This window comes from Candidatus Neomarinimicrobiota bacterium, from assembly GCA_034716895.1.
Taxonomy (GTDB): Bacteria; Fidelibacterota; UBA8477; order UBA8477; family JABMPR01; genus JABMPR01.
This window is the reverse complement of record JAYEKW010000148.1, coordinates 1-11,012: the sequence shown is the minus strand read 5'-3', so window position 1 is coordinate 11,012 and position 11,012 is coordinate 1. Positions and strand designations below refer to the sequence as shown.

The 11,012-nt window shown below is 45.5% G+C and carries 10 protein-coding genes; 3 read left to right on the top strand and 7 right to left on the bottom strand.

From position 1 onward, the window contains the following. Nucleotides 1–76: 76 nt before the first annotated feature. The 4 genes from U9Q77_09415 to U9Q77_09400 are packed head-to-tail and all read right to left on the bottom strand — an operon-like array spanning nucleotide 77 to nucleotide 4,273. Nucleotides 77–499, bottom strand: a complete 423-nt coding sequence (locus U9Q77_09415) for a hypothetical protein (protein ID MEA3287576.1) — start codon at nucleotides 497–499, stop codon at nucleotides 77–79. 47 nt (nucleotides 500–546) lie between these two features. Further along, nucleotides 547–1,188, bottom strand: coding sequence for a hemolysin III family protein (locus tag U9Q77_09410; protein MEA3287575.1), 642 nt, complete (start codon nucleotides 1,186–1,188; stop codon nucleotides 547–549). A 1-nt stretch (nucleotide 1,189) separates the two neighbouring features. Next, a complete protein-coding gene (locus U9Q77_09405) occupies nucleotides 1,190–2,563 on the bottom strand; it encodes a dipeptidase (protein MEA3287574.1) in 1,374 nt (457 codons plus the stop codon). 3 nt (nucleotides 2,564–2,566) lie between these two features. Continuing rightward, complete coding sequence (locus U9Q77_09400; GenBank protein ID MEA3287573.1) at nucleotides 2,567–4,273, bottom strand: M3 family oligoendopeptidase; 1,707 nt, start codon at nucleotides 4,271–4,273, stop codon at nucleotides 2,567–2,569. 312 nt (nucleotides 4,274–4,585) lie between these two features. Between U9Q77_09400 and U9Q77_09395 the strand changes: the two genes are divergently transcribed. Together U9Q77_09395 and queG are read left to right on the top strand one after the other, a co-directional pair. Continuing rightward, nucleotides 4,586–5,428, top strand: a complete 843-nt coding sequence (locus U9Q77_09395; protein ID MEA3287572.1) for an MBL fold metallo-hydrolase — start codon at nucleotides 4,586–4,588, stop codon at nucleotides 5,426–5,428. Nucleotides 5,429–5,492: 64 nt separating this feature from the next. After that, a complete protein-coding gene (gene queG, locus U9Q77_09390; GenBank protein MEA3287571.1) occupies nucleotides 5,493–6,434 on the top strand; it encodes a tRNA epoxyqueuosine(34) reductase QueG in 942 nt (313 codons plus the stop codon). Nucleotides 6,435–6,495: 61 nt separating this feature from the next. On the opposite strand, the gene U9Q77_09385 is transcribed toward queG, so the two are convergent. Together U9Q77_09385 and U9Q77_09380 are read right to left on the bottom strand one after the other, a co-directional pair. Continuing rightward, nucleotides 6,496–6,882: a carbonic anhydrase gene (locus tag U9Q77_09385; protein MEA3287570.1), complete on the bottom strand. Its 387-nt coding sequence runs from the start codon at nucleotides 6,880–6,882 to the stop codon at nucleotides 6,496–6,498. A gap of 13 nt (nucleotides 6,883–6,895) precedes the next feature. Further along, nucleotides 6,896–8,050, bottom strand: coding sequence for a glycoside hydrolase family 3 N-terminal domain-containing protein (locus U9Q77_09380; GenBank protein ID MEA3287569.1), 1,155 nt, complete (start codon nucleotides 8,048–8,050; stop codon nucleotides 6,896–6,898). 328 nt (nucleotides 8,051–8,378) lie between these two features. On the opposite strand from U9Q77_09380, the gene U9Q77_09375 reads away from it, so the two are divergent. After that, complete coding sequence (locus U9Q77_09375) at nucleotides 8,379–8,810, top strand: Hsp20/alpha crystallin family protein (protein ID MEA3287568.1); 432 nt, start codon at nucleotides 8,379–8,381, stop codon at nucleotides 8,808–8,810. Nucleotides 8,811–8,896: 86 nt separating this feature from the next. On the opposite strand, the gene acs is transcribed toward U9Q77_09375, so the two are convergent. Continuing rightward, nucleotides 8,897–10,837 carry an acetate--CoA ligase gene (gene acs / locus U9Q77_09370; protein MEA3287567.1) on the bottom strand — a complete coding sequence of 647 codons (1,941 nt, stop codon included), beginning with the start codon at nucleotides 10,835–10,837 and terminating at the stop codon, nucleotides 8,897–8,899. Between the last annotated feature and the right edge of the window lie 175 nt (nucleotides 10,838–11,012).

Below are 11,012 nucleotides of genomic sequence, written 5' to 3'. Positions count from 1 at the left end.
GTGGTGACAGGCCTACTCGACATAATAGTCTGGATCAAGCCCTGGTATTGAGCAAAACCAAATTTAGAAGGAATAACTAACTGCTTAAATCCTGCTTTTTAAGCCAGTCGATAGCTTGTTCCAAGCTTTCCATCTCAACCAATTTAAGACCGGCAGCCTGGGTCTTAAGAGAATATGAGGTTACATTGAAGGCTGCCACCGAGCTATGTTTTGGCTTGATGGTGATAAAGAATTTTACACCGTGCTTGACAAATTCCGGGAAGGTCGTAGTCTCGATATAATTCAAAATATTTTTTCCAAACTTACCCTCAGCTTCACTGGAATCCACGATCCAGGCAATGCCACCATGTGATTTAGAGTATTCCAGACCCTTGACTAAAACAGCCTCATGGAATTCCTCGATCCTGATATAGTAATTCTCCCAGATATCAATGATAGCATGGCAATCCTGGTTCCAGAGTACACGAAGCTTTCCCGGAATTTCATGGATGAGTGTCATGGGAGAAAGATAAACGACATTTGTCTAAAAAGAATGCTTCAATGGTATTATGCTACTGGTGAGAGATAGAATAAAACTCCCAAAAAATGAAAGCAACTGCCGGCTAAAACAAATCCGTGCCAGATGGCATGATTAAAGGGCAGCTTTTGCCAGGCATAAAAGATAACCCCTGATGTGTAGGCCAACCCTCCGGCCAGCAACCAGAAAAAGCCCGGCATTGGCAGAGCGGCCAGTAGCGGCTTGATGGCAATGATAACCACCCAGCCCATGAGAATGTAAAAGACTGTACTGACGATCTCGTATTTGTGGCGAAAAATGATCTTGAATGTTATTCCCAGCAGAGCCAGACCCCAGATCACCCCAAATAGACTCCAACCCCAGGGTCCCCGCAAGGTGATTAACAAAAACGGGGTATAAGTGCCGGCAATCAGCAAGTAGATGGCTGAGTGGTCAAAGAGCCGCAACAGTTCCTTGGCTCGTTTGGACTGAAACCCGTGATAGAGGGTGGATGCCAGATACAGCAGGATCAGTGACGAACCATAGATACTAAAGCTAACCACCTGCCAGGCATCACCATACAGAGCTGCCCTGACAACCAGTATGACAAGCCCAACAATGCTAAAAGCAATACCGGCAGCATGGGTAATGGTGTTGGCCAATTCTTCGTAATAGTGGAGTCCGCGCTTCATCTCAATCCTGTAGATTACCGATTTCTTCGAAGAAATAGATGATACTTTCAATTCCTTTATGAAAGTTATAAAGACTGAAATTTTCATCAGGTGCATGGATGTTCTGATCAGGCAAACCGTAGCCTATCAGGAGAACGGGTGACTGGATGATATCGGCAAAGACCTTAACGATGGGGATAGAGCCACCTTCCCTAAGGAAATCGACCTCTTTGCCAAAAGCTCTTTTCAGAGCTCGGACACCAGCTTGTAACCCCGGATTGTCCAGGTCCGTCACATAGCCAAAACCACCATGCATGGCTTGTATATCAGCTTCCATACTTTCCGGAATGAGTGATTCAACATAGGTTTTGAATTTTCGGGCAATATCATCTGGATCCTGATCTGCGACCAGACGCATGGAAACTTTAGCATGGGCTTCAGCTGGAATAACTGTTTTAGCACCTTCACCCTGAAAACCACCCCAGATCCCATTGATATCGAAAGTAGGGCGGGCCCACAATCGTTCCAGATCGTCATAGCCGGCTTCTCCAAACAACGCTGGTGCACCAATGCTACTGGCAAAATCATCTGCTGAAAAAGGGAGATTGCTAAGCTTGATGTGTTCATTTTCAGTGATGGGTAGAACCCTATCATAAAAGCCCGGGATGCGGATACGACCATCTTCATCCTTCATTTGTGCCAGAATCTCAACCAGGGCATTGATCGGATTCTTAACCAGTCCACCAAAAGAACCGGAATGCAGGTCTGTGTTCGTTCCACGCAGATTAACTTGTAAATAGGCCAGTCCGCGTAGACCGTAGGTGATCCCGGGATAGCCGGCTCTGAACATGGGTGTATCAGAGATAACCACATAATCAGCTGTGAGCATCTCGGCATGTTCATTGATGAAATCCTCCAGATGGGCTGAGCCAACTTCCTCTTCACCCTCAAAAATCAGTTTGACATTCACCGGCAGGTCGCCCCGGGTGGTCAGCCAGGCCTCAATGGCTTTTAGATGGATATAGATCTGCCCTTTATCATCAGCAGAACCGCGACCAAATATCTTATCTCCTTTGATCACAGGATCAAAAGGGGGTGAGCTCCACAGATCCACAGGATCCACAGGTTGGACATCATAGTGACCATAGATTAACAACGTAGGTTTATCGGATGCACCAAGCCATTCAGAATACACAACCGGATGGCCCTCTGTTTCGATGATACTGGCCTTAAACATACCGATCTTTTTCATCTCATCTTTTAACATCTCAGCCATGATCCGCATGTCCTTGCCATGTTCCGGCAGAGCACTGATACTGGGTACTTTTAGAATATCAATTAATTCCTGCTCGAATCTGTCATGATTTTGGTTCAGAAAGTCAATGGTCTTTTTCATAAGCTAATCCTCCAGTGAGGCGAGTTCCTGTTGGACAAACTCAACCAGTTCTTTTATAGGTTCTGCTGAGAAATCAAATTTGATGCCCATGGCTTCCCAGACTTCCGGTAGGGGTCTGGAACTACCCAGACTTAGTCCCTTGATATAGCCTTCAAGGGCGGCTTTTGGATCCTTCTTGAAATTTCGAAAAACCTGGAGAGCTCCCAATTGAGCAATGCCATATTCCACATAGTAGAAAGGCATCCCAAAAATATGTAATTGACGCTGCCAGCCGTTCCGCCTGTAGTGATCGTAGCCTTCCCAATTAGTATTGTTCGTCATAAAACGTGTGTTCAATTCATCAAAATAATCATCACGTTCGCTAACTGTATGGTCAGGATTGAGATAAACCCAGTGTTGAAAGGCATCCACGGTGGCACACCAGGGGAAAAAAGTAATGATCCCTTCCAGATGCTCACGACGAGCTCTAAGATGGTCTTGAGAGTCATAGAATTTGTTCCAAAGTCCTGCTGTCATCAATTCCATGCTCATGGAAGCTGTTTCAGCCATCTCAGCCGGAGTATCCCGATAATGGATCAGGGACTCATCATTCGTAAGAAAAGTATGCATGGCGTGGCCGCCCTCGTGACACATGGTTACCACATCACGTTGCGTCCCGGCTGCATTCATGAAAATGAAGGGCATGCCTGTGGTTTCCAGTCCATAATTGTAGCCACCGGGAGCTTTCCCTTTCCGGGATTCCAGATCAAAAAGATTGGCGGACTCCATGGCTTGAAGATTTTTTCCGAATTGCGGGTGGATCTCGCCGAAGATAGAAATGGCTTGTTTAAGCAGGTCAGCTCCAGTGTTAAAGGGTTTCAATGCTTCCTGACCCTTTGGTTCTCCCAGAACATCCCAGGGACGATAATCATCTGGGGCAATACCCAACTTGATGCGATGTTTGTTAGCGATATTACGAGCCAGGGGGACAATATGTTCTTCAATGGCATTTTGAAAATCAATGGCATCCTGCGGAGTATAATCGAACCGTTGGAGTCGATCGTGGGCGAAATCGCGAAAGTTTGAGTAACCGGCGTTCTCAGCGATATTTATCCGCAATTTAAGCATATCGGTATAGATCTGATCAGCGGGTTCCTTGATCGAATACCGTTTCTCAGCAATAGCCAGCCAGGTTTCTTTCCGCTTTTCCCGGTCGGCTGACAGTAGTCGCACTGCTGCTTTAGGTAGGGGCATTTCCTCGCCATCCAACATGACCATCAGGCCGCCGGTGAGTTGGTCATATTTTGTGCTGTGCTTTGAGATCTCTGCAGAAAGCTCAACGTTCTGTTCCCGATAGAGCTCGAGTTCACGTTTTAATTTTTTCTTAAACTGACCAAAGCGGGCATCTGGCAGATCGGCAAACGCAGGATTGGTGACGATCATTTTCTCAACAGTGTTGGCCGCTTTCTCCAGCTCAGGTCCTATTTTTGTAGCGAACAATTCATAGCGATCCACGTATTTCTGATTATCAGTTTCCCTGCTCATGTTGATATAGGACCAGGCGTTTTTTTCATGAAAGACGCTGAGAGTCTCACTATAGTGGACTATTAATTGTGATAGATCGTCAGTATTTGTGACCTCAGTGTTGATCAATTTATCAAAATATGGTTTAAGATCGTTCCAGGAATCAATGGTTAGATCTACGGGTATGAAATGACTAGGTTGGTACATGAATATCTCCTTAAAGCATGCTGTTTTGGCTTGGGGTATTTTACACGACACCCCCTGTGAAGCAAGGGCATTTTCTGTGCCAACCCTGCAGGGAAGTGACAATTCCGGAAAAGTCTGACAATATCATCCTTTGGGAAAACCATTTACAGTTTAACATACTGGTGATCAGTGGCAGATGATTAAAAACAGGATATTCATAGATGCAGATCACTCCATCTGGAACCGCGCGGCTCTACATATAAAATTTCGTGATCCTTTTTTGCTTTCTGACTTTGTGACTAATTTAACTGATAAATAGATAAGAGAGTTCTCATGAACATCGGACCTTACAAATTAACGTCGATCATCACCTCTACTTTTGCTCTAGACGGCGGAGCCATGTTTGGCGTGATTCCTAAAACCATGTGGAGCAATACCGCCGAAGTAGATGATTTCAACCGGATCAAGATGGTGACTCGTACGCTGCTCCTCGAATCGGCTGATCGCAAGATTCTCATTGATACCGGGAATGGTGATAAATGGTCAACTAAACTGAAAGAGATCTTCAAGATCGAAACCGGCTCCTGCATTCTACCTTTAAGTTTGGCTCAGCACGGAATTGATGTTGAAGATATCACAGATGTGATCTGTACTCATCTCCATTTTGATCATGTAGGCGGGAACACACGGCTGGCTGGTGATGAGCTTATACCAGTCTTTCAAAATGCCCGTCATTGGGTTCAGGAGGATAATTGGCAGCTGGCAAATCACCCCCATGCCAAGGATCGCGCGAGCTATCTGTCAGAGAACTGGCAGGTAATTGCAGAAAATGGGATGTTGGAGATCTTGAAATCTGAACGGGATCTGTTTGATGGGATTGTTCTGGAGATTGTTCATGGGCATACTGCTGGACAACAATTACCAGTCATCTCAGATGGCACCACAACCCTCATGTATGGTGGGGATCTGTTTCCCATGAAGGCGCATATCCCAATTCCCTGGGTGATGGCCTATGACAATGAACCCCTGCGTAGTATTGCTGAAAAACAACGAATTTTACCTGGTCTTCTTGAAAAGGAGGCGATGATCTTTTTTGAACATGATCCCCAGGCGACCGCCTGTAAGCTGATATCCACAGACAAAGGAATTGTCGGTGGGGAGAATATTGAAGTATAAGCTTATGGACTCTATTGATGTGTAGTTCGTATCGCACTTTACAATAATCACTAATCGGTTGCTTATGCTGAAAAATAAAGACCTTCAGGAAATTGGATCCAGACTGGGAATACATAAGTTGGGGGTTGCAACTGCCGGGAAATTGCAGGCAGATCCTTTGAATGCGTGGTTGAATCGTGGGTATCAGGGGCAAATGTCCTACATGGAGCGGAATCAGGAAAAGCGCTTAGATCCATCAGAATTGTTGATTGGCGCGCGTTCAGTGATCTCCGTTTTTGTTAATTATCACCAGGCTGAGAGTGTCCCAGAGTTGGAGGGTGTTATTTCCAAGTACGCTCGCGGTACTGATTATCATCCCATACTGAAAGATCTGCTACATGAGTTGGCCCGTGAGTTATTCCCTGACAATATTCAAGAGCTCAGCAGAAAGCAGCGTGCTTTGGTTTACCGTATTTTTGTGGATTCGGCCCCCGTGATGGAGAAACAGTGGGCTGTGGCTGCCGGTATTGGGTGGCAGGGGAAGCATTCAAATATCATTACCCGTGAGTTTGGTAGCTGGGGTTTTCTGGGGGAGATCGTTACTACTGAAGTATTTGATCATTATGATGATCCTGTTGCTGACCACTGTGGGACATGTACGGCTTGTATTGATGCGTGTCCTACCCAGGCGATCGTGGAACCCTATATGGTTGATGGCTCAAAGTGTATCTCCTATGCCACCATTGAACTGAAGCCCGAGGAAGTTATCCCCGAGAATATCAGAACCAAGTTGGGGGAGTGGATTTTCGGCTGTGATATTTGTCAGGATGTGTGTCCCTGGAATCGCTTTGCCAAACCAAGTGAGATCGAAGCGTTTGCACCTGGTGAAGGTCTTCAGGCCGGGGTTGTGCCAGATTTTCATACACTGGATGAGACAGCATTTAATCAGGCATATAAAGCAAGTCCCCTACGCCGTCCCGGGTTAAAAGGAATGCGTAGAAATCAACAAAAGAATTTAAGCATTTAGGATCCGCTCATTCAGCGGGTAGATCCTCTGTGATACTGCATGGGGTATCGCTTAAGATCAGTTAAGAATTGATCTCGTCGATTATTTCTACTTGCCAGTTCTCATCAAGCCAGATCAATAAGATATGCATACCCAGATTCCAGGTTTCCATGATCTTACTGGCTTTTCTTAATTGAGTGAGGTGTTCAGCTTTTGAGACAGGGTTTCCGGCACAGTCATAATGAGCAACCAAGGCTAGGGTCTTTGACCCATGTTTATCCCGGGAAACCAGTATACGTTGCAGAATCAGTCGTGAAGCTGTGGCAGTTGAAGCCATGATCCGATCTGGACCAGCCTCTGTGATCACATCGATATAGGTTGCACCTGTTTTTTGTTTCATCCATTCGTTTACCGGATCCTGAACCCGACCATCCATACAGTTGATAACAGTAGCAAATTGGGAAGCCATTTTGGATTTACCTCTAATCAGTAGTTTTGTCTGAATTGTTTGTGAAACTATTTTTTAAGTCCACGATCCGTTCATAGGATTCATGGATTCTTTGTGGATCAATTTCTCCGGATTTAATGGCAGTAATGACCACCCGGCGAACACGAGAGGGGAGATCCTGTTCCAGGTTCAGTGGATCTGAGAATTGTAAGATATCACAACCAGCATTAATTGCTGCAATAATGATCTCATCTAAACCGTAACGCTTGATGATGGCGCCCATTTGCAGGTCGTCAGTGATCACAACCCCGGTATAGCCCAGCTCACCCCTGAGGGTCTTCTGAATATGTTCCCGTGAGAGGGAAGCCGGATACTTTGAATCTATGTTATGATCGAACAGGTGCCCAGCCATGATCAAGTCTACTAACGATGAATCAATGAGCCGCCTAAAGGGCAATTGCTCGGAACTTCGCCAAGTGTGAGTAATATCAGTCAGATCATTATGTGTATCTTCCCGAGAACTGCCGTGACCAGGGTAGTGTTTCAAGGTGGTTAGCACTTTTTTAGCCCGATGAGCGCGAATAAAGATTTCACCGAGGTCGAATACTCTGCCCGGATCACGTGAAAAACTGCGGTTAAGTTGGCCAATGGCAGGGGAAGCCCGGTTTACATTTACATCTACTACCGGACCTAGATTCAAATTCAAACCTGTCCTGTGAATCTGGGTTGCCATCTGAGAATAGACAGCATCCGCTTCTAAGTCGTTGAAGTTTTTCCCGACATGCGCTGCAGATGGAAATTCAATAAACCCTTGAGCTTTGCGCAATCGACGTACCTGGCCACCCTCTTCGTCAACTGCCAGTAAAAGAGGATGCGGTGCCGGAGAGGTTGAAATGCTCTTTACAAAGATTCTGAACTGGCGGCTGTTCTTGATGTTATGCTTAAAAAAAATGATACCACCAATATCACCGTTAGTGATCTGTCGTCGGGTTTGCTGCATGACATGAGCATTCAGATTGCTTCCACGAATACCAACCATGAGCATCTGCCCAATTTCTTGTTTCAGCCTGTCAATATCCAGGCTATCAATTGGATTTGCCTGCCCGAAAATAGCACTATGGAGGAGTCCGGACAGTAGTGCAAGGATGACAATTTTTCTAAGGGCGGTTGTATGTGCATTCAGATACATAAACGCTTGAAGCTAGACGGGAATATGAAGGGTTTCAAGTCTTTGTGGTGGGTATTTTAAAAATCAAAAATTCTGTACAGTAGAAGCAAAGCATGGCTTGCCATTACTCTGAAGCAGGCTCGTTTTTATGAAAAGAGTGCCATTTATACCTGAAAAAGTAAAATAATCCTCAAAGCATGGCAATAATGGCAGAGATGTGCCATGTAGCAGAAGTAAAAAACCATAAATGCGCCATAATGACTCATTATTAGCATTGGCACGGGATTCGAATAAAGGAAGGATGTGTTGAGATAATTGAAAAACGAAATTAAATAAAGGAGAATTAATCATGACACTCGTAAAAGTAAACCGCCCCAGGATCAACCAGACCTTTGATAGCATGCTGAACAGTTTTTTTGAAGATATGAATGTTAGCAATCAGCGGCGCAATGTTTGGCGTCCGGCAATGGATGTTCAAGAACTGGAAAAAAGTTTTGAATTGTCGTTTCCATTACCTGGTTTTGAAAAGGACAATATTACCATCTCGGTGAAAGACAACACTCTGATCCTCAAAGCAACAAAGGCAGAGGTCAAAGAGGATAAGGATGTGAAGTACCTGGCCCGTGAGATCGCTCAGGGAAGCTATGAGAGAACCATTGAGCTTCCTGAAAACGTGAAGACGGATAAGATCGCTGCCGAATACAAGAGAGGGATTCTAACCTTGAGCATTCCCAAGACCAAGGAAATGCTGCCTAAGGAGATTCCCATAACCATCAAATAAATCTGGGTCGGGTATGACGGCTCACGGTCAAACCACAAAAAAGGGCTCGAATTTCGAGCCCTTTTTTATGATTCAGTTTGGTAGACTTATTTACGTCCGTCCACCAGATTTTCTACGACTGCGGGATCTGCCAGGGTGGAGATATCACCCAGTTTATCCACTTCATTCTCAGCGATCTTACGTAGAATTCGACGCATGATCTTACCAGAACGAGTCTTTGGCAGTGCTGGTGTGAATTGGATCTTGTCCGGCTTGGCGTGAGGACCGATCTCTTTTCTCACGGAAGCTGCAATTCCAGCCAGAATCTCATCAGAACCTTCAATACCAGCCATGAGGGTAACATAGGCATAAATTCCCTGACCCTTGATGTCATGCGGAAATCCTACCACAGCAGCTTCAGCTACATGGGGAGCCTTGCCGATAGCGCCTTCAACTTCAGCAGTACCGATCCGGTGTCCTGAAACATTCAGAACATCATCAACTCGACCAGTGATCCAATAGTCACCATCTTCATCACGACGAGCGCCGTCACCAGTGAAATAATAACCGGGATACATGGACAGGTAAGTCTGCATAAAACGATCATGATCGCCATACAGGGTTCTCATCATGCCTGGCCAGGAAGCTTTCATAGCCAAAAGACCGGATTTATTATTACCCTTGATCTCTTTGCCATCTTCAGTAAGCAGGACCGGTTGGACTCCAAAGAAAGGAATGGTTGCACTACCTGGCTTCAGGGGGGTGATTCCCGGTAGTGGTGTCAGTAGAATACCACCGGTCTCAGTTTGCCACCAGGTATCTACGATGGGACATTTACCCTTACCAACGATATTATAGTACCAGTTCCATTCCGGTTCTTTAATGGTTTCACCCACTGTTCCCAGCAGTCTGAGTGTGGAAAGATCATTTTTCTCAACCCATTGATTACCTTCGCGCATGAGGGCACGCAGTGCAGTGGGGGCAGTATAGAAAAGGGTGATCTTATGTTTGTCAACCACTTCCCAGAAGCGACCAAAATCAGGATAATTCGGGACACCTTCGAACATGACGGTGATGGCGCGATTGGCCAATGGTCCGTACACGATATAGGAGTGACCAGTAACCCAGCCAATATCAGCAGTACACCAGTAAATATCATCTTCATGATAATCGAAAATGAGTTCATGGGTCAGAGAAGCATAGGTCAGATATCCACCTGTTGTGTGGAGAACACCCTTTGGTTTGCCGGTTGAACCGGAAGTGTAAAGAATAAATAATGGATCTTCAGCGTCCATCTCTTCCGGTGCACAAATGGCATCAGCCTTGGCCATACCTTCATGCCACCAGATATCGCGACCATCATCCATGGCAACCTCAGCACCAGTCCGCTTTACGACCACACAGGTTGTAATGGAAGGGGTTTCGGCCAGGGCCTTATCAGCATTGGATTTCATGGGAATATCAAGTTTTTTCCCGCGGACACCCGTATCCTGAGTGATCAGAACTTTACATTCGGAATCATTGATCCGGTCACGAAGCGATTCTGGACTGAAAGCACCAAAAACGATTGAGTGGATGGCACCGATTCGTGAACAAGCCAGCATCGCAATGGAAAGCTCGGGAATCATCTGCATGTATAAGCAGACACGATCGCCTTTTTCAACACCCCGATCTTTAAGAACGTTAGCAAATTGCTGGACTTCACCCAGAAGTTCAGTGTATGTAAATTTTTTGTCCTCTGTGGGGTCGTTGCCTTCCCAGATCAAAGCAGTACGATCACCATGGCCATCCTCAACGTGACGATCCAGGCAATTGTAACTGACATTAAGTTTTCCCCCGAGATACCATTTGATGTCTCCAGCGGCCAGATCTGATTCAACCACTTTATCCCATTTTTTGAACCAGGTCAAACGTTCTGCTTGTTCACTCCAGAATCCTTCCGGATCACTGATTGAACGGTCATACATTTCCTGATACTGTTCCATCGATTTGATGTGCGCATTGGCAGTGAATTCAGCAGCAGGGTTAAATTTTTTTACCTCACTCATTTCAACTCCTTTAATATAAAAATTTCATCGTGTTATTGATGGGTTTGAGGTAGTGCAAACAATGCGCCAAAAGTTTCAATACCAAAAAATGGCGATATTTATACCTGTCTAAACGCAACTGCATTCACTCCCGGTAATTGTCGCCAAGGTCAGAGGAGCTATTAAAGCGCTTCAA

Bases quoted from the DNA above. Each gene is read 5' to 3' on its own strand.
- U9Q77_09415 (MEA3287576.1), bottom strand. From the start codon at position 499: ATGACACTCATCCATGAAATTCCGGGAAAGCTTCGTGTACTCTGGAAC.
- U9Q77_09410 (MEA3287575.1), bottom strand. From the start codon at position 1,188: ATGAAGCGCGGACTCCACTATTACGAAGAATTGGCCAACACCATTACC.
- U9Q77_09405 (MEA3287574.1), bottom strand. From the start codon at position 2,563: ATGAAAAAGACCATTGACTTTCTGAACCAAAATCATGACAGATTCGAG.
- U9Q77_09400 (MEA3287573.1), bottom strand. From the start codon at position 4,273: ATGTACCAACCTAGTCATTTCATACCCGTAGATCTAACCATTGATTCC.
- U9Q77_09395 (MEA3287572.1), top strand. From the start codon at position 4,586: ATGAACATCGGACCTTACAAATTAACGTCGATCATCACCTCTACTTTT.
- queG (MEA3287571.1), top strand. From the start codon at position 5,493: ATGCTGAAAAATAAAGACCTTCAGGAAATTGGATCCAGACTGGGAATA.
- U9Q77_09385 (MEA3287570.1), bottom strand. From the start codon at position 6,882: ATGGCTTCCCAATTTGCTACTGTTATCAACTGTATGGATGGTCGGGTT.
- U9Q77_09380 (MEA3287569.1), bottom strand. From the start codon at position 8,050: ATGTATCTGAATGCACATACAACCGCCCTTAGAAAAATTGTCATCCTT.
- U9Q77_09375 (MEA3287568.1), top strand. From the start codon at position 8,379: ATGACACTCGTAAAAGTAAACCGCCCCAGGATCAACCAGACCTTTGAT.
- acs (MEA3287567.1), bottom strand. From the start codon at position 10,837: ATGAGTGAGGTAAAAAAATTTAACCCTGCTGCTGAATTCACTGCCAAT.